We start from the raw sequence: 18,103 nt of genomic DNA on the forward strand, positions 1-18,103 counted from the left end.
AATTACCTCGGTCTTGTTTTGATTAATGCTGAAATGTTCAGTTTCTGCGGTCCGTACCTTGATTTGCTAAGCTCTGACAATGCCCATACAAGTGCATCCACTCTATCCGGACTACTTCCTTCTCCTGGAATCCAATCACACATCTGGTCCTCAAGGGCCGGAAAGGATCCAACATGATGGCATTTTCCTTGCTCATAGAGAGCACTAATGGGCTCGGCCCTGGTCTGCTTTCCTCTGCTGGCTCTTACTGATCTGTAGGAAACATTAGGATCGATTGTCCGTAGCGTATACTCCACGAGCTCACCTCCGTTGTTCACTTCCCCGATAACCCTGTCCGCAGAATGCTTGTAGTAAGCTGCGATGATCTCCTGTGCCCATTTTTTCGGTGTTGCATGGATAGTGTAGTCCCCGAGGACATAGTATTCTCCATGCTCATCGACAGCTGCAACAACTATTCCAGTATCTGCTGAAGTCTCGTTTGACGTAACTGCCGGATCCACACCAACCACGATGCGTAGGAGATTAGGGACCTTCGACACCCTTGCATCTTCTATCATCTGCCGGGTCCAGAGTGCATCGGGGTTGTCGTCCAGGATTTCTGCGTTGAGTTCCTGTCTTCCCAGTCTGGTCCCTTCGTATCTGCTGATGATCACATCGATGAAAGCTGGTGCCAGGTTGGACAGATTCTCGTAGGTGGACCCTCTTGTCACATGGGTACTGGAATCGTTCAGAATGTTCTTGACTAGCGGAATTGGCCTGGGTGTTGTAGTAATTGCAGCCCTTGGATCATCTCCAAGCCTTAAGCCGAACTGCAGCATGTCCCAGGTTTTTTCCGGGTACTTCCAGGCTGCAATCTCATCACACCAGGCAGTGTCGTGCTGAGGACCTCTCAACCTGTCCGGCTCCTCGGCACTGAAAAGCAAAGCCATAGCACCGTTGGGCCAGGTGAGCCTACGTTTGGATGGCTCGTAGACCGGTCGGTTCCATGGAGGACACACCGACAGTATACCGGATTCACCTTCAACCATTGTATCCCTGGCATCAGCTGCAGTAGGTGCAACAAGAGCTATCCTGCGAGCTGTCCCGGTCTCTACTCTTTCTCGGATCCATTCGGCTCCTACTCTCGATTTACCCCAGCCTCTTCCAGAGAGCACCAACCAGTACTGCCAGTCACCTGCAGGAGGGAGTTGATTGGGACGGGCCCAGAACTTCCAGTCATATTCCAGCTGCTGGATCTCGTCATCGCTAAGATCATTGAGAATCTTCTGCCACTCTGACTCTGGCAGCAATGCTACTGATTCTGCCATTGATCTTGTCTCGTGTTTCATCTACGTTTATCTCGACGTTGTTCTGGGTCATATTGATCTCAACTTCCCTCTTTGCAAACTCAGCAGGACAACTGCGCTCAAGCCACCAGGCTGCAGCTTGCCAGGATTGAGTTGCAGCTTTCTGAATTATGGCAACGTTCCTGGCAATGGCCTCCGCCCTAGCTTGCTTGGTTTTGAGGTAGAAATCACGATACTGCCCAGATGTTGCTCGTTCTCCGCGCTTCATCCAATCGTAATAGGTGACAGAAGCAATTCCCACAGCATCACATGCGTGGATTACAGGGACACCGGACTTGAGGAGTTTGATCAGTGGCTCGGAGACCTCAACCATTATTTTGCTTCCCTTTGGCTTTCCCATGTGTATGCTTCTCCATTTCGTTTCAGTTCACAGTCGCCTGTCAGGTTAACATACCGTTGAAGAATCACATCGCAGTAACGTGGATCAAGTTCAACTCCGTAACAGACACGATTGAGTTGATGTGACGCAATTAGTGTCGTGCCGGAACCACCGAAGAGTTCTAGAACGAGGTCCTTTTGCCGGGATGAGTTGCTGATGGCATTTGCAACAAGAGCCACCGGTTTTGTGGTCGGATGTAGCTCAGATGTAGCAGGTCTTTCAAACTCCCATAGGTCAGACTGCTTTCTGTCCTCCACCTGACATAACCGTGGAGCTCCATCTTTCCAGCCATACCATATTGGCTCGTACTGGGTGTGGTAGTCTTTCCTGGAGAGGACAAGCCTGTCCTTGGCCCAGATTATCGTACTGCTCCAGTGGTACTTGTTCTCCTTGAGGGCCAGCATCAAATTACCCCATTCCTGGGCCGACATCACAACGTAGGTCGGACATCCATCCTTTGAGAACTGGCTCATGCAGCTGAAACTTGCCATCATGAACTCTTTGAAGTCCTCTGTTTCCATTGCATCGTTCATTATGCTCCGCTGCTTCCAGCGAGGGTTCCTTGTCGCACCGTAATTCACATTCCATGGCGGATCCGTGAAAACCATATCAGCTCTCTGCTCACCCATGAGCTTTGCAATCTGGTCTGGGTCGGTGCTATCTCCGCATAGTAAGCGGTGGCTTCCCATCTCCCATATATCACCGAGAACTGTCACTGCCTCTTCTGGTACCTCAGGTGGTTCATCTTCCACCACTTCTACCGGAGTTATGGATTCGAGCAGATCATCTACTACATCAAGGGTGTAACCAATAGCCTCAAAGTCAAAGTCCGGGATCTCTGCAATTTCCTGCAGCAGCTTTGCCAGCGTTTCTGTGTCTATTTCTGCCAACTCCGCCAGCCGGTTGTCGGCGATGACATATGCCACAGCCTTCTCATACGGAAGGTCGAGGGTTATTACGGGAACTTCGGTAAGACCCAGCTCAAGGGCAGCTTGGAGCCTTGCGTGGCCTGCTACGACCATCTTATCGGATGTGATGAGGATAGGGTTTGTCCATCCAAATTCCTTTAACGACTTTTTCAGCATGCTCAGCTGGCTTTCTGGATGTCGTTTGGGGTTGTCAGTAAACGGTTTCAATTCGCCTATCGGCATAGTAATGACTTGCATTTTTAGTACCTTTTTTTTCAATGTTAGATTTATCTATCATTTACACGAAGATTCAGATCTTCTCAAGTTTATGTCCATTCCTCAGCACCCGGAATTTCGTCCTGCAGTTGGTGCATTCAACCTCTTTCTGATCAGCTGATGTGATGAAGAGGAACTTCCTACATTCCGGGCAGTGTTTGGATATCGGTTTGAACTTGATCAGTTCACCTCCTTTATCGATTGCAGGAGAGAGATGTTAACCACCTACCCACACAAGGTCACCGTTAGGTTTCTCGTGTATCACTCCTTTCTGTTTCAATAGATCCAGCCGTTCCCCACCACAGGACACATTCAACATTTTACATTGTGCCACGATGTGCTCTCTCTTGTACGTCGTCTTCATCACAGCTCGGATCACGGAATAAATAACATCCTGACTAACTAGCGTTTCATCAGGTTCAAAGAAAGTCCCCAGTTTTTTAGGGACCTCAAATGAATTGGAAATATTCTCATCTACGTCCGGACGCACGGACGTGTCCTTGGACGTAAGTAAATCGTTATCAACAGGACTATCTGCACCATCATCCGTCCAGGCGTCCGGGCATTTTCTATATTGTAGCGTATTATGTGAATTATTATCAATACTACATACTGTAGTATTGTCTTGGTTATTACTACAATGTAAAGAAATGCTTGGACGCTTGGACGAGTTGCTCTCAGCTTCTTGTTTTTTGCCGTCCGGGCAGATTTCGCCTCCTTGGACGGATTGCTTGATAGCACAGTTCTGCCAGGTCCTTCTCCTCTCACCAGAACTTTCTCGTCCAGTGGTATAGCCAAGTTTTGTAAACCTCTTTGAAAATACGTTCTCATGTACCAGAGGAACATCGTTGTCCTGGCACCAGATAATGAACTCACTGTACATCTTGGACTTTAAGGTGTCATTGTCGGAATAGACCACACAGTCGTCTGCAAACTGTGCTATAGGGTCTGAGTTGATTCTGTAGAGCTTCGTCACCTCTTCTGTTGTAAGCTCAAAGCTATACTGACCCCTCTGCAATAGTTTCTTCAGGGCCTTCACACAGATATTGAACAGGCCCGAGAGCTCCTCTGGTTGTGTGAGCTTGTCGATCAGGTTCTTATCCGCCCTCTTTCCTTCAAAGGTGTTCGGGAACTTCAGGGGGATCCACCTTCGGAAGTAGGCGAAGTCATCACCAGGGGCTGGTGGGAGATTATTGGCACTGAATATCAGGCGAGCAGTGTTCTTGAATTTGAAAGGATGCTCGAATTTACGCTGGGCTCTTATCTCTTTCTCGTTGCCTGTGAGCATCTTGAAAGTACTGTTCTCGTAGATGGCCCTGGACGCCAGGTCCGGGAAGATGTTAGCCAACTTTCCATACAATTCTGCAGTCGAGTAAGGATCCTTCTCAAGCATGTGCAGAGATTCAGCACTGGTGTTCTGGCCTCCAAGGAACTCCCCGAAAAGTGAAAGCATGACAGACTTTCCATTGGCACCTTTGCCCAACAACATGAGAGAGTATTCCAGCCGACTGTCAGGGATCATACAGTACCCGAGAAACTCGTAGATGACCGGGACTCGCTTTGGCTCAAGCACCTCACCAATGAACTTCTCAATCAGTGGACATTTGGCGTTTGAATCGTATGCAACTGGAAGCTGCACAATGGAAATATAATCAGGAATATGTGGCTCAAGTTGTTCTGTCTCCAGATTGTAAAGACCGTTCAGCAGATTTATCCGCTTCAGATCATGATTGACACGACCCCGTGGGATCAGTGTTTCCAACTGGACATAGTTCTGGATCTCAGAGATGTGCCTTTTCTTGGAAGCATCTCCCAGGGAGTTCTGGACTATACGTGCAATGATATCTTCTCCGCCGGGAACATACACTCCGTTACGGTAATGGAAGATGTTCTTCGTATCCTCAAAGGTGATGAACCTATGCAGGGACATCACGTATTCCCCGAGCTTTTTCACCCGGAGACTTCCACGTTCGGTGAAGAAACTTCGATCCTCTTCGTCTATCTCTTCAACCTCATCCTCGAACATAAGGTTCTTGAGGATCTCATTGATGTCAGTAATCTGCAAGCCGAAGTAGTTCTTTACATCGTTGCGGATGAACACCTTTCTCATAGCAGGATCCATCTGCTTGAGCTCGTTCTGTATGAACCTCTTAGCTGCACGGAATTTATCTATGGCCTTATCAGGGATGTTCTGAGCACGAAGCTTAATCTCCCATACATTGTTCGATTCCAGCTGCAGGAAGTCCTCCTTGCTGTTATCCTGCAGGAACTCTGCCAGGTCTATCTTGTCCACGCCATCCGGTTTTGGTAGTTCAACCACTCTTACAGGAACACCCCTGGATTCGAGGTACTCTGCAGTTGCTATGGCGCCTTTCTTGCCTGTTTCGTTGTCCTCATTGTCATTGCAGATAATGACCTCGGACATGTTTTTCACCAGGCTATAGGCATACTCTTTCTGCTCGTCTTTGATGCGAACAGTGACCGGAGATATGCAGGCCAGCCCTTCCTGAAGGACCTTTATACAGTCAGTGACACCCTCGGTTATGATGACAGAATCTGCCTTTCTGATAGAATCCTCACCGTAGAACACGGAATTGTCCACTACCTTGCTGATATATTGTCTGGTTTCGGAGTGCACTAGCTGCTTGAAGTATTTCGGTACACCTTCGTTTGGATGAGGGTCCCTGCCAATGAAGTAGACTACCTTCCCTCCTTTCCAATAAGGGAATATTATCCGTCCTCTGAAAATATCACGCATCTGTCCCTTTTCATTCAGGTTGAAAAGACCGGACATTCTCATGATATCATCAGGGAAAAGATCATGCAGCTCATTCTGCAGGTGACAGTTTTCCGGAGCCCAGCCTATTAGGAGCTCATCGATCATCTTATCGTTGATACCCCATTTTCGGTGGATGTAGGCTCTGCATTCCTCTGTGAGTTTTGAGTGGTAATAGCCTGCAACTGCCCTGAAAAAAGGTTGAAGCAGAGCTTTGTCTGAAAGGAGCTTCCTGTCCTGGTGCTCCAAGACGACACCTGCTTTCTCAGCAGCAATTTCAATTATCCGTGGGAAATCAGAAACAATGTCCAGACCTTCCCTATATGCTATCCAATTGAGCACGTCTCCGCCGCTTTCTTCAGCGAAGTTGTTGTAGAGCTGGGTGTGAGGATCTACCTTCAGAGAGGCACCTGACTTTGAAGAAGGGGAGGTTGCACCTACATAGATGCTCCCCTGTTTCTTCAGTTTGATAGTTTCACCAATAAGAGCAACGATGTCTATCTTTGATTTGATCTCCTCGATGATCTCAGTGCTCACCGTTGCCCTCCGAACCGGGTGGCTTTTTCATGAATATCTCGATAAACCTGGTCCAGCAGCACATCAAGCCACCTCAACACCATTGCTGTTGATCTTCATGTCCGCTATCTTCGTCCTGTGGCCGACACTTCTGCTACGGAAAGCACTGATGCGGATGTTGGTGTACGCAGGTTTTCGGTCCACGATCTCCGTTTTCCAGATTTCCTTGGCAGCGAACTGGCTCTTGTCACCGAATGGTCTGAGTATGTGGTTCGGTGCCTTGTTGAACTCACTCTCCGGTTGGTTCGTGACAACCACTATTCCATTGTTCTTGTAAGCCCAGTTCTTCAGATCACCGAATATGGCAATCAACTTCAGCAGAGCATCACCTTTCTGCTTGACACTAAGTCTTGCATATGATGTCAGGATAGGGAAACCAATGGAATCCACGATGACCACGTCGGCTGCAGGAAGCTTCTGACAGATAGTATCAATCTCCTCGATAACCGGGGTGTACTTGTACTCACAACCTTTCAGGCAGGCAATGTCTGCTTCTGTCAGATTCCTCTCGGTGTCGAGGTAGTACACCTTCTTCCCGGAGGCAATTGCCTCCTTTGCAACGGTCAGAGCGAACTTTGATTTTCCACTGCCTGTGTCTCCGAAAACCTCAAGGACATCGTTTCCGACGTAGCTGTGAATAAGGTCCAGCAAATGTGTCGTTGTATCGTTATTTTCATAAGACGGTGAAACATTCTCTTTATTGGTGAGCTCTTCCTGACAATCCTCCTTGCTTTGGTCGGCTAAAGGTTCGTCTGACCGGAGTTCACCACCCGGTTCTGCTGAACTTTCCGCAAGCATCTTGAGCTCAGCGAAGGTTGGGTCGTTTGGCACATCGTATTCCCGGTGGTCTTCTACCCATTTGAAAATCTCATTCTTCTTGAAATCCACCCCCCAGAACACGTATTCTCCAGGTTTTTCACTGGCCTTTTTCCAGACATCGGTACCGTTGATGGTATTATATCCCATCATCTCAAGGATGGGGACAAGTTTTTCCGGGTTGAGTTTCACTTCCATGCTCACACCCCATCTCCAGCCAACATCTCATACACTGTCTGTTGCACCTTGTCCACACACTCGCGTACATCATCGGAAATGATTGCAAAAACATCACAATCTGATTCTAGCTTCCTTTTGATGGTGATCTCAGCGTGTGGTTTTACATTGCCCTTGGAATCGACGTCTGCCCCTACTTTCGTTGAGATCTCAATAGGCTCGGCATAGGTGATGGTTTGAGTCTGATCCATCAGTTTGCCCCCTTTCTCAGATCCTTCACAACGATGGGTATCATCCCTGCCTGGGACCATCCTATTCGGGTGACGTTCTTGCAGGATGCCAACTCCGCAGTTGCTACCATGTTCACAAATCTGGATGCTTTGCCTGTTATTACCGCGAACACCTCGTTATTTCCGGAGACCTTTGTCCTTATCCACTGCTGGATTTTGGCAACATCCGCATTATCGATGTGTTTGAGAGGATCCTCTTTCATGCGACCAATGCCTCCTGGCAATCGGTCGAAATCGATGTACACTTCTACTTCTTCTGTCATTGATTTCACGTCCTTTGTGTTGTATTGAAGAAACCTGCAGTTATTATGCAAGCCGAAGCTCCGGCCGGGGCTTGAACCCGGAAACGACCCTGCTGTCCCGGAGTGGAGGTCACTTTTATGGTCTGACCTCCTCATTACATTCCGGGCAGTATACAGGTCGGTTCTTGCACTGCCAGTCAACATCGAAGATATGGCCACAGTGGTCGCATATGCACTCGGCGACAATTCGTGTCCGTGCGATTGGCATGTTGTCAATGGTCATGCGTTGTTCTCCTGGATTCGATCATCTTTTCAAGATCTTCCGAGTAGTATTCGGCCATCCTCTCAGGAGAGATCGATTTGATAAACTGGTGACCGCATTCACATTTCCACCAAGATCTTGCTCCCATGCCTTTTGTGACGCCTGCATCAATGCACTTTGCAGTTTGATGATTGCATATGGGACAGTCTCTGGTCTGCCCAAGCGTTAGTTTGCAGAAGTCCATAGCATGGTTGAACCTACGTTCCTGGTGACCTTCGCTGAGCCAGTTACGGTCCTTTGTGGATCCTACCGGTCGGCCTGCATAGCCTCCGCTCTTAGACCGACCCATGCACAAGCCCCGCAAGGAATTTAACGCTCAACGCCAATTCTCCCATGGCACCAGGGATTTGCGCCAACTCATCCCATTGTTTAGGTGCCGTGTTATAGACGGCCAGTGCCTTCTCGCGTGCAAAGTCAGATGGCATTGGTCATCACTCCATTCATTTTCAATCTTGCAAATTTCGTTCTCACTCTTTCACCCCATCTGCCTGTAGTCCGGCTCTTATGTAGTGCCTGGCAGCATCACTGACATTGAGATACTTTCCGAGGTTCACGTTCCTCAACATCTTTTCATAATCACTGCAAGGCATATTCACATGCAATTGTCTATACTCTGTGATGATTATCACCTAATTATGACATAGTTCTTCTAATATTTATATGTAGCTATAATGTCATAATTAAGCGGATATGCCTGCAAAAGCATATATATGTGATAAACACTACATGATTATGTAATGACTATCCAATACAAGAAAGAGTCAATTCACGCAACAGTGAGTCCTTACATCAAGAAGCAAGCAGAAGAGCTAGTTGATACGGGTGATTTCAGCAGCATGTCCGATCTTGTCAGCGTTGCACTCGCAGAGTTCATCGGTCGTTATAAGAGGGAACAGAAAGAAAAGGACATGGGAACTGAGGAACTACTAGCAACTCTGTCTGAAAAAGACATAACCCCTGCTATGGTTAAGTTACTCAAACAGGTCTTTGAAGAGGGCAAAGTTTCAAAAAAGAATCTCCCTATTATTGTTGATGATATAATCGAATGACTTTTTAGAAGGAAAAATAAAGCTTGTTTGAAAAGTAGTAATTAGTGAAACTGGAACTTTGTCACTAGCTAATATAATCCCAGATGATTCACATGTACGTAAAAACTAAATGTCCAATATGTGGTGAGAACTCTTATCATAACCTCCGATTGCACCGCAGAAGTTTATTCCTGGGGGGTAGTAAAGTATCATGGATCATAGATGCCGATGTAACTGACTCGTGCACTCCTGAGGAGCTGGCCAAATCTGCATTATGTGTTCTGGCAGACCACGTCTATAATGGGATCTCCACTAATGAACTCTGCAAAATTCTCAAAGAGAAGTTCGGTGTCCTGGAACAGTATTGTTGTGATCTTATCCAACAGTTGAAGATAGAGATGGATATGTACTGTCCAGACAGGCAGCATTTGTATTATGTGGAAGCAAGGTCTCCGTGAATATAATTGACGCTTTAGATCCGTTCTAAATATTAAATGTAAGTAACCTCTAGCAGAAATTCTCCTTAAATACGAGGAGTTTAGTTGAATTCCCTACCATTCGATATTTTCAAGAAAGTGATGACGATGGATAACCATAAAGTTGATCATAAACTCCCAAAGGAAATAGATAAATACCTCGCAGCTCTAGCAAATTTATACGAAAATAGTGGTACACAAAATCTTTGGGAAATAGTGGTTAATGCTAAAGTAAGTGTTCATGAAGAATGGAGTCATCGTTTTGACTTTAATGAAGATATCTACGGTCATGCAGTTTACTTATATCTTCCTGCTACACTGTACGTAAATTCTTTTAATCAAAAAGAAGAACTGCAGAATAAATTGATTAAAGATTTAAACTCGGTTCATCATGTTAAAAATGAATTCATTGATGATGTTTTTTTAGAAATGGATGTTCCAGAAGAGCTTGATTGGAGAAAAGATGCTAGTGTACAACTGAATGGAAATGTTTTTGTTTCTTCTGCAGATGAAAAAAGAATATGGGGCGATGGAGGATTTAAGTTATTTCTTAGTCACAAAACCGAGGTAAAAACAGAGACGGCAGAATTGAAAAATCGGTTGAAAATGTATGGCGTTACATGTTTTGTGGCACATGAAGACATTAGGCCAACACGTGAATGGCAAAATGAAATAGAAATCGCTCTTCATTCAATGGATGCATTTGTTGCTCTATTAACCGATAATTTTCATGAAAGTGATTGGACTGATCAAGAGATAGGGTTTGCTTTTGGGCGAGGAGTTCCAATTGTCTCAATGAGACTTGGACGAGACCCTTATGGATTTATTGGCAAATTTCAGGCTCTTTCTTGCTCTTGGGAGTCAGCACCCGGAGAAATTGTAAGTATACTGATAAAATATGATAAAATGGTAGATGTCTACATTGATATTGTCAAAAATTGTAAAAGTTTTGATGAGGGCAACATGCTTTCTAAAATGTTGCCACACATTGATGCTCTTTCAGAGCAGCAAATTAGCAATTTAATATCTGCGTTTAATGAAAATGATCAAGTGCATTATAGTCTTGGATTCAATGGGAAGAAGCCTTATGCACATGGATATGGGTTAGTTCACCATCTCAATAGATTAGCAGGCAATCAATATGAATATACAGAGGATAATAAGATTATGTTAAAAAAATAATCATGTCTCAATAATGCTCCCTAATATACTCATAAGCCTTATCAAACAATTCTCGTTCTTTATGCAACTTATATTTCAACAAAGTCTTACTTAACGCCTTTTGAACATCCCTCTCACCTGCAGATGTCCATTGCCAGCCATCGAATCTGGTATATTTAACAACCTCATCAATATCATTAACAATTCTTTCTATGATTGCTGGTGTCGTTTCAACCTTGCATTCAAGGAATAATTTTGTTAATGCTTGCTTTGTATCATCAACTGCCTCTGCTTCTGTTTCTCTCTCCAGTTTGACGGTGTCACGTGCAATCTCCAGCAGTTTCTTGAGGAAATCAATACTACTGATGGCATTTCTGTAATGCATCTCCTTTACTTTCTCCAGTCTTTCCCCGAGCTCCTGGAATCTTGGATCATCTACGTGAACGTGTAATCTCCATTCAATCTTCAAGGCAAGCTTCTTCCCTTTTACATCAGCATCTTTATCCGTGAGATGATCGAGAATATTGGCATCCATTATCAGGGTTTCAAGGTCATCCCTGATTGTTTGCACGGTAACGTTCTCATGGATGAGTTTCAATGTTTTGGCACCAAGGGCATGCCAGATAAGTTTTCCATTTCCACTTGGCGGTCTTATGGATTCATACACTTGTGTAAGCCATTTGTAATCCTTCTCATATTGATCCAAAAATGAATCTGGAGATATAGCTTCCCAATGACGAGACAAATATGAGTAATCAGCTGCAAAGAAATCCCTGCTTTCATCAGTTCTCAGACAATCTTGAGCTGCAAGCAAGCCTTCATATCCATCAAGGGCTCTGTCAACACCTTCAAAGTGTGAAAGGCAAGTTTCCAAAGCACGTGGGAACTCTGCTTTTAGCATTTCAATGTTGGAAATTACGGTTTTCATTTCCTCTACATCGAAATCCAAAGCTGATGCTACATTGTCGAATATTCCAAGGTAATCTATTATTAATCCATGGTCTTTGTCTGGGTAAGGTCTGTTAACACGGCAGATTGCCTGCAGAAGGTTATGGTCCTTCATTGGTTTATCAAGGTACATTGCCTGGTTGATTGGTGCATCAAATCCAGTAAGCAGTTTTGATGTTACTATAAGGAGTTTCAGTGGGTCATTGGGATCTCTGAACCTGTCCAGCAATTTCTCTTGTTCATCATCTGTCAGAGAATAACTTTGCTTCCAGTCGTCGGGGTCCTTCTGTCTCAGCGTCATAACAACAGCAGACTCTTCAGGTGGCATGTGTTTGTCAATTTCTTGCTTGTAAAGGTGGCAGGCTTCTCTATCCCATACGACAACCTGTCCTTTGAAATCATTGGGATCTACATGTTTCTTGTAATGCTGGACAATATCCTTACATACTCTACTTATTCTGTCAGGGGTTTTAGCCAAGACTCCGTATTTTCCTGCACGGTCAGAAAGTTCAGATTTGTCACCGTAGCTAAGATCATTTTCCTTTGCCAACCTTTCAAATTCTTCATCAATGGCTTTTTTATTGATGTGTAATTCTACTGGTCTTGGTTCAAAGTAGATTGGTAGAGTTGCTTTGTCTATGATAGACTGTTCGAAAGAGTATCTGCTAAGATACCCGTTCTCATCTTCTTCAGCACCAAAGGTCCAGAATGTGTTTCTGTCTCTGGTGTTGATTGGTGTACCAGTGAGGCCAAAGAGGAATGCATTTGGAAGGGCTTGCCGCATCTTCTGACCAAGATCTCCTTCCTGGGTTCTGTGGGCTTCATCAACAAGGACTATGATGTTTTCCCTGTCGTTGAGAACTCCATCAGCTTCTCCGAACTTATGAATGGTTGTGATTATGATTTTCCTTGTGTCCTGTTTCAGTAGCTGTTCCAGTTCTTCCCTGGAATCAGTCATGACAACATTCGGAACGTTGGAAGCGTTAAAGGTTGCACTTATCTGAGAATTAAGGTCTATTCTGTCTACAACAACAAGTACAGTAGGACTTCTGAGCTCAGGGTTACGTCGAAGTTGCATAGCTGCGTATACCATCAGCAAGGATTTACCGGAACCCTGGAAATGCCATATCAGACCTTTTCTGATTCTTCCATCAATAACTCTCTGTACAATCTGTTTTGCAGCTTCATACTGCTGATAGCGGCAGAGAATCTTAATCTTCTGACCGCCTTTTGTGGTGCTGTACAAGGTGAAATCCTTCAGTAGTTCAAGGACAACTTCAGGTTTAAGCATCCTATTAACGGAGCTTTTGACTTCATCCAGCAGATCGAATGCATCTTCCTCAGTCTCTCTCCATGGCTGCCATTTCTCTATTGGTAGTTTTATGGAGCCAACACGATATACTTTGCCTTCAGTTGCAAAGCAGAATACGTTGGGCACGAAAATCTCAAGAACAGAGTTCTGGTACTCTTCAAGTTGTACCGCTCCATCAACCCATGATACTGCAGGTCTGACTGGACTTTTTGCCTCCCCTATTACCAGTGGAATACCATTTACCAACAGAACAATATCAGGTCTTCTCTCCTGATTTGTCTTGTAGCTGTACTGAGTAGTTACAATGAAATCATTGTTTTTGAGATTATCATAATCTATGATCCTGACAGAAACATGTTCTCCGTTCTCCCCGAAAGGCATGGTCTTTTCATTACGAATCCATTTGGAAAACTCTTCATTTGCCCTTACAAGCCCCATTCCCTTTGCACTCTGGATGATTGCTCGAAGCTTGTAAAGAACTTCATCAGCACGGCTTGGATCTTCAGCAATGGTAGGATTCAGTCTGATAAGAGAATCTATGAGATGCTTTTCTACCAGTACATCAGTTTCACTTCTTGGAAGCTGTTCTCTTGGTACAAATTTCCATCTCATATTTGTCAGAAGGTCTCTGACTAAATTCTCGACTGCATTTTCCTCATTGAACATTTTGAAGAGCCTCTTGGAGATTTTTTAAGTTTCCTGATAAAAAGTCATCTGTTAATTTTTTCTTTAAATTTATAACAGAAGTTAAATGGCTCTTATAGTTTAAAATATTTTCACCAGATTTCTCTAATAATTCAATTATTTCTTTTTGCTCTTCAATAGGAGGAATAGCTATATGAATCGAATCAAAAAAATCATTGGGTACTCGCTGTCGACCAGTGGTTCCTCTCATTGAAGCTATGGCATTTTTTCGGAAAAATGGAGAGGTTGCAATATAATATACATACTTGTTTAGTGTTACACCCTTCTTCCCAGATAATACAATAAATTCAGTAGAACCAAATCCAATTTCATCTTCATCCAGTACGTTTACATATGCTGTTTTTCCATTTTCAAGACATGGAGTAATCCTCGCGAGTAAAGTATCCTCTTTTGTAAATTTGGCTCCTCCATTTTTGAAAACTCTTTCTGAATAATTACATATTTCTTCGTGGAATTCAATCACATCTTCCATTGCCACATATTTACAGATTTTACCTTTTGATATTTTTCGACTTGGATTTACATTGATAGCATCAGTGAACAAACATAATTCCCAGTTTATAGGGATTTCATTATTTTTGATGGTTGTTGAGTTATTATGTCCAATCCCTTTGGATAAAAGCTCATTTAAAAGTCCTCTTTTGAAATTTTGACTTATATCTACAATATTCTCTATATGTTCAATATTCCCTTCAATAGCCCACAAAACCTCAGATACCTTCTTCTGCTCCTCAATAGATGGAATATAGAATTCCTGCTTAGCTAGTGTTTTCCATTTGATTGTAGGAGACATTGAGCCTTCAGAAATAGCATGTGCAGTTTTCCAGAAAATACTTGATTGCATGAAGCATGGAAGAAAATCAGGAACAATTAAATCACTTATGGGTCTGATAACCATTGAATGAGCAGATACAACTGCATCTCTGTCTGTTACAGCAACTTTTCTGAGATATGCATTTCGTTTTCCAAAAATGATATCTCCTTTTTTGCAAAGGAATTTGGTGGCCTTTACATCCTCAGTAGAACCAAATCTCTTAATCCTGATTTGATCAGTATCAAGATGTTCAAGTCCGATATAGTATTCTAAACCAGATTCATTTGGTTTTTCAATCCTGTCAGTTATATTTTCCGCAATTTGATCAAATCTTACTTTTATCCAGTTTGGAGGTACTTCTGAGAGATTACTTATCATTTTAAATTACCTCCTTCAAGGTAGAGAAGAGTTCGATAGTATGTTGTTTTATTTCAGTGGAACTTTTATTCCATTGTTGGACTAGCTCTTCAAGAGACTCTTCAACTTCGCCTAGCTCGTATTTCTGGACATATATTGGTACATTGAGACTGAAATCCTTTTTCTTGATTTCATCTAAAGAAGCCACGTGAGATAAACGAGGGACATTTTCATATCCCTTGTAAAGCTCGTATAATGTCTGAATATTTTCATCAGATAGGAAGGCCATTTGCTTTTCTTCAATTACCTGTTCAAGTCCATTAATAAACAGAACTTTTCCTTTTCTCTTTTCAGGTTTATTTTTAGAACAGACAACAATGCAAGATTCCATTACAGAGTTATAGAACAAATTCTTACCAAGGCCAATAACACAATCCACAACATCGGATTCAATCAATTGCTTTCTCATGTCAAATTCAGCATCCCTAAATAAAATTCCATGCGGCCAGAGTATTGCACATCTTCCAGTATCTTCCCTCAGGGAAGAAATGATGTGTTGGAAGAAAGCATAATCCGCACATCCCTGGGGTGGTGTTCCATAGATGTTTCTGCCCCAAGGGTCGTGTTGCCAGGCTTTCTGGTTCCACTTCTTTATTGAATACGGTGGATTGGCGAGAACCATATCAAACTGTTTAACTCTGTCATTTTCCACAAAAGAAGGATTTGAGAGCGTATCTCCTCTTACAATGTGGAAGTCCTCAAAACCATGGAGGAACATATTCATCCTTGCAATTGCTGAGGTAATAATATTGATTTCTTGTCCGTATAGACTTATGTTTCTGTACTCCTGGTCATTTTCCTTGGCAAGAAGAGCAGCATTGAGTAGCATACCACCTGAGCCACATGTTGGATCATAGATACTCTCGCCTGTTTTAGGGTCAACAATCATGCTCATCAGGCGTACAACTGTACGGTTAGTATAGAATTCTGCAGCAGTATGACCGCTATCATCAGCAAACTTTTTGATAAGGTACTCATAGCCTGTACCAAACTCATCTTGTGGTACACTCTTGAGTGAAAGGTTGATGGTTGAGAAATGTTCTACAAGGTCAATAAGAATCTTATCCGTCAGACGATTCTTGTTCGTCCAGTTTGTATCACCGAAAATACCTGCAAGCCTGTCAGGATTGGCTTTTTCAATTTCACTCATAGCAGTCTTTATTGCCTTACCAACATCAATGGAAACATTCCTGACATCCTCCCAGTGTGCACCCAATGGAACCTGGAATCTGTGGTTCTCTGCAAACTCTGCGTATTCCTTATCTCCATCAGACTCTTCAAGAGCTTCCTGATACTCTTCATCATAAACATCAGATATACGCTTAAAGAACATCAATGGGAATATAATGCTCTTATACTCTCCAGGATCAATAACACCTCGGAGAAGCACAGCAGCTCCCCAGAGATACTGTTCAAGTTCCTGCTGAGATATTGTTTTGCTCATAATACGCCCACCTCTTTCAGTAAAGCTTTCATTTTCTCCTCGGATTCAAGGAACTCATCGTATGCATCATTCAATTCCTGGAAAGTCTCTTTAAGGTCAATCTCTTCAACAACAAGTTGCTTCCTGACATACCTGGAAATATTGAGGTTGAACTCGTTATCCTTGATCTCATCAACATCTACTACTTTACTGATGTCTTCAATATCCTCAAACTTCTCATACCATTCAAGGACCTGCTCAGCATGCTCCTCTAAAAAGAAATTCTGATTCCTTCCCTTCTGGTATTGCTCAGCAGCATCAATAAACAGAACCTTATTCTTGTTTGCTGCATTCTTCTGGTTTCTGTATACAAGGATGCATGCACTGATGCCAGTACCATAAAACAGGTTAGGTCCAAGCCCAATCACAGCTTCCAGCAGATCATTTTCAATCAGCTTTTTCCTGATTTTACCTTCAGCTCCACCCCTGAACAATGCACCATGAGGCAACACAATCGCCATTCTGCCTGTAATTGGTGCCATGGATGATATCATATGTTGAACCCAAGCATAATCTCCGTTACTCTTTGGTGGTGTGCCTGCAATATTTCTTCCGAAAGGATCATGCGACCAGTGTTCATGTCCCCAGTTACTCAATGAAAATGGAGGATTGGCTATCACCGCATCAAACTGAGAAAGCATATCACCTTCATGGAAAGAAGGATTTCTCAGTGTATCGCCTCTGATAACCTCAAAGTCCTGGACGCCATGTAAGAACAGATTAATTCTGGCAATGGATGAGGTTGTCAGGTTCTTCTCTTGACCATAGAGTTTCAATGTCCTCTCATCTCCACCTTTATTCTTGACATAATGATAAGCTTCCAGTAGCATACCACCAGAACCACATGCAGGATCATATATGGATTCCTTCTCCTGCGGCTTGAGGATACTACCCATCAAATGAACAACGGTCCTTGGAGTATAGAACTCTCCTGCCTTTCTATTGGTCAAATCTGCAAACTTCTTTATCAGATATTCATAAGCCTGCCCCAGCATATCAGGTTCAACATACTTCTTGGAAAGGTTCTTACTAGAAAAATGGTCAATCAAATCTATCAGAAGCTCATCAGATAATCTATCCTTGTTACTCCAATTAACATCACCAAATATCTCGTACAACTTGTCCTGATTTTCCTTTTCAATCTCCCTGAAAGCATGCTGAAGTGCCTGACCCACATTGGTTGTTTTCTCCTTCACATCATCCCAGTGAGCACCTTCAGGAATTATGTAATCGTGTAGTTCTGGAAAAGATGCATATTCCTCATCACCATCAGATTCATCCAAAGCTTGCTTATATTCTTCATCATAGACATCTGATATTCTCTTGAAGAACAAAAGCGGGAATATGTATGCCTTAAAATCAGAGGCATCTACAGGTCCGCGCAAGATGTTTGCTGCATCCCATAGATATTGTTCAAGTTCTGAAAGAGTTATCTTTTCCATTATTGGAGTATCTCCTTATTCTGTTTTTATGTGCACAAAACATGTAGCTAAGCATAAATACCTATCATAACTACAATTTAACTTAGAATCGTTAAACAACTTTATAAAATTAACTAAATTATGGCCATAGTTTGAGGGAATAAAAAATAACGGTGTACCCGCAAAGGAAAGGGAACAAATACTGCAACTGATCTGTATTGGGGCACAGG

Annotated in this window: 16 protein-coding genes; 3 read left to right on the top strand and 13 right to left on the bottom strand. The window is 43.3% G+C overall.

What is annotated here, in order from left to right; translation table 11 throughout:
* Positions 1 to 2 precede the first annotated feature (2 nt).
* The 9 genes from RE476_RS02760 to RE476_RS02800 all read right to left on the bottom strand — a co-directional run bounded on the left by RE476_RS02760 (position 3) and on the right by RE476_RS02800 (position 8,698).
* Complete coding sequence (locus RE476_RS02760) at positions 3 to 1,307, bottom strand: DNA-packaging protein (RefSeq protein WP_309308874.1); 1,305 nt, start codon at positions 1,305 to 1,307, stop codon at positions 3 to 5.
* Positions 1,252 to 1,686 carry a hypothetical protein gene (locus RE476_RS02765; RefSeq protein WP_309308875.1) on the bottom strand — a complete coding sequence of 145 codons (435 nt, stop codon included), beginning with the start codon at positions 1,684 to 1,686 and terminating at the stop codon, positions 1,252 to 1,254. The genes RE476_RS02760 and RE476_RS02765 overlap by 56 nt, the downstream gene beginning before the upstream one ends.
* Complete coding sequence (locus tag RE476_RS02770; protein ID WP_309308876.1) at positions 1,659 to 2,891, bottom strand: site-specific DNA-methyltransferase; 1,233 nt, start codon at positions 2,889 to 2,891, stop codon at positions 1,659 to 1,661. The genes RE476_RS02765 and RE476_RS02770 overlap by 28 nt, the downstream gene beginning before the upstream one ends.
* 235 nt (positions 2,892 to 3,126) lie before the next feature.
* The gene (locus tag RE476_RS02775; RefSeq protein WP_309308877.1) at positions 3,127 to 6,222 is read right to left on the bottom strand and encodes a phage/plasmid primase, P4 family; all 3,096 of its coding nucleotides are present in this window, start codon (positions 6,220 to 6,222) and stop codon (positions 3,127 to 3,129) included.
* A 63-nt stretch (positions 6,223 to 6,285) separates the two neighbouring features.
* The gene (locus RE476_RS02780; protein ID WP_309308878.1) at positions 6,286 to 7,275 is read right to left on the bottom strand and encodes an ATP-binding protein; all 990 of its coding nucleotides are present in this window, start codon (positions 7,273 to 7,275) and stop codon (positions 6,286 to 6,288) included.
* A 2-nt stretch (positions 7,276 to 7,277) separates the two neighbouring features.
* Positions 7,278 to 7,505 carry a hypothetical protein gene (locus RE476_RS02785; RefSeq protein ID WP_309308879.1) on the bottom strand — a complete coding sequence of 76 codons (228 nt, stop codon included), beginning with the start codon at positions 7,503 to 7,505 and terminating at the stop codon, positions 7,278 to 7,280.
* Positions 7,505 to 7,807, bottom strand: a complete 303-nt coding sequence (locus RE476_RS02790) for a hypothetical protein (protein ID WP_309308880.1) — start codon at positions 7,805 to 7,807, stop codon at positions 7,505 to 7,507. Before RE476_RS02790 ends, RE476_RS02785 begins: the two co-directional genes overlap by 1 nt.
* A 251-nt stretch (positions 7,808 to 8,058) precedes the next feature.
* The gene (locus RE476_RS02795) at positions 8,059 to 8,397 is read right to left on the bottom strand and encodes a hypothetical protein (protein WP_309308881.1); all 339 of its coding nucleotides are present in this window, start codon (positions 8,395 to 8,397) and stop codon (positions 8,059 to 8,061) included.
* A 178-nt stretch (positions 8,398 to 8,575) separates the two neighbouring features.
* The gene (locus RE476_RS02800) at positions 8,576 to 8,698 is read right to left on the bottom strand and encodes a hypothetical protein (RefSeq protein ID WP_309308882.1); all 123 of its coding nucleotides are present in this window, start codon (positions 8,696 to 8,698) and stop codon (positions 8,576 to 8,578) included.
* Between the two features lie 147 nt (positions 8,699 to 8,845).
* Here RE476_RS02800 and RE476_RS02805 point away from each other — a divergent pair, with 147 nt between their 5' ends.
* The 3 genes from RE476_RS02805 (at position 8,846) to RE476_RS02815 (ending at position 10,794) form a co-directional block, all read left to right on the top strand.
* Positions 8,846 to 9,157 carry a hypothetical protein gene (locus RE476_RS02805; protein ID WP_309308883.1) on the top strand — a complete coding sequence of 104 codons (312 nt, stop codon included), beginning with the start codon at positions 8,846 to 8,848 and terminating at the stop codon, positions 9,155 to 9,157.
* Between the two features lie 92 nt (positions 9,158 to 9,249).
* Positions 9,250 to 9,594, top strand: coding sequence for a hypothetical protein (locus RE476_RS02810; RefSeq protein ID WP_309308884.1), 345 nt, complete (start codon positions 9,250 to 9,252; stop codon positions 9,592 to 9,594).
* Between the two features lie 126 nt (positions 9,595 to 9,720).
* On the top strand, positions 9,721 to 10,794 hold the full coding sequence (locus RE476_RS02815) for a toll/interleukin-1 receptor domain-containing protein (RefSeq protein WP_309308885.1): 1,074 nt from the start codon (positions 9,721 to 9,723) through the stop codon (positions 10,792 to 10,794).
* A gap of 7 nt (positions 10,795 to 10,801) precedes the next feature.
* On the opposite strand, the gene RE476_RS02820 is transcribed toward RE476_RS02815, so the two are convergent.
* The 4 genes from RE476_RS02820 to RE476_RS02835 are packed head-to-tail and all read right to left on the bottom strand — an operon-like array spanning position 10,802 to position 17,894.
* Positions 10,802 to 13,699: a type I restriction endonuclease subunit R gene (locus tag RE476_RS02820; RefSeq protein ID WP_309308886.1), complete on the bottom strand. Its 2,898-nt coding sequence runs from the start codon at positions 13,697 to 13,699 to the stop codon at positions 10,802 to 10,804.
* The gene (locus tag RE476_RS02825) at positions 13,689 to 14,930 is read right to left on the bottom strand and encodes a restriction endonuclease subunit S (protein WP_309308887.1); all 1,242 of its coding nucleotides are present in this window, start codon (positions 14,928 to 14,930) and stop codon (positions 13,689 to 13,691) included. The genes RE476_RS02820 and RE476_RS02825 overlap by 11 nt, the downstream gene beginning before the upstream one ends.
* A 1-nt stretch (position 14,931) precedes the next feature.
* Positions 14,932 to 16,413 (bottom strand): type I restriction-modification system subunit M, encoded by a 1,482-nt coding sequence (locus tag RE476_RS02830; RefSeq protein ID WP_309308888.1) that lies wholly within the window; start codon positions 16,411 to 16,413, stop codon positions 14,932 to 14,934.
* Positions 16,410 to 17,894 (bottom strand): type I restriction-modification system subunit M, encoded by a 1,485-nt coding sequence (locus tag RE476_RS02835; protein WP_309308889.1) that lies wholly within the window; start codon positions 17,892 to 17,894, stop codon positions 16,410 to 16,412. The genes RE476_RS02830 and RE476_RS02835 overlap by 4 nt, the downstream gene beginning before the upstream one ends.
* Between the last annotated feature and the right edge of the window lie 209 nt (positions 17,895 to 18,103).

Origin of the sequence: Methanolobus mangrovi (assembly GCF_031312535.1) — an archaeon.
GTDB classification, from domain to species: domain Archaea; phylum Halobacteriota; class Methanosarcinia; order Methanosarcinales; family Methanosarcinaceae; genus Methanolobus; species Methanolobus mangrovi.

Excerpts from the sequence above, each read along its gene's own strand:
- RE476_RS02825 (WP_309308887.1), bottom strand. The coding sequence starts at position 14,930 with ATGATAAGTAATCTCTCAGAAGTACCTCCAAACTGGATAAAAGTAAGA.
- RE476_RS02810 (WP_309308884.1), top strand. The coding sequence starts at position 9,250 with ATGTACGTAAAAACTAAATGTCCAATATGTGGTGAGAACTCTTATCAT.
- RE476_RS02765 (WP_309308875.1), bottom strand. The coding sequence starts at position 1,686 with ATGGGAAAGCCAAAGGGAAGCAAAATAATGGTTGAGGTCTCCGAGCCA.
- RE476_RS02820 (WP_309308886.1), bottom strand. The coding sequence starts at position 13,699 with ATGTTCAATGAGGAAAATGCAGTCGAGAATTTAGTCAGAGACCTTCTG.
- RE476_RS02815 (WP_309308885.1), top strand. The coding sequence starts at position 9,721 with ATGGATAACCATAAAGTTGATCATAAACTCCCAAAGGAAATAGATAAA.
- RE476_RS02795 (WP_309308881.1), bottom strand. The coding sequence starts at position 8,397 with ATGGGTCGGTCTAAGAGCGGAGGCTATGCAGGCCGACCGGTAGGATCC.
- RE476_RS02770 (WP_309308876.1), bottom strand. The coding sequence starts at position 2,891 with ATGCAAGTCATTACTATGCCGATAGGCGAATTGAAACCGTTTACTGAC.
- RE476_RS02800 (WP_309308882.1), bottom strand. The coding sequence starts at position 8,698 with ATGCCTTGCAGTGATTATGAAAAGATGTTGAGGAACGTGAACCTCGGA.
- RE476_RS02780 (WP_309308878.1), bottom strand. The coding sequence starts at position 7,275 with ATGGAAGTGAAACTCAACCCGGAAAAACTTGTCCCCATCCTTGAGATG.
- RE476_RS02790 (WP_309308880.1), bottom strand. The coding sequence starts at position 7,807 with ATGACAGAAGAAGTAGAAGTGTACATCGATTTCGACCGATTGCCAGGA.
- RE476_RS02785 (WP_309308879.1), bottom strand. The coding sequence starts at position 7,505 with ATGGATCAGACTCAAACCATCACCTATGCCGAGCCTATTGAGATCTCA.
- RE476_RS02805 (WP_309308883.1), top strand. The coding sequence starts at position 8,846 with ATGACTATCCAATACAAGAAAGAGTCAATTCACGCAACAGTGAGTCCT.
- RE476_RS02830 (WP_309308888.1), bottom strand. The coding sequence starts at position 16,413 with ATGAGCAAAACAATATCTCAGCAGGAACTTGAACAGTATCTCTGGGGA.
- RE476_RS02760 (WP_309308874.1), bottom strand. The coding sequence starts at position 1,307 with ATGGCAGAATCAGTAGCATTGCTGCCAGAGTCAGAGTGGCAGAAGATT.
- RE476_RS02835 (WP_309308889.1), bottom strand. The coding sequence starts at position 17,894 with ATGGAAAAGATAACTCTTTCAGAACTTGAACAATATCTATGGGATGCA.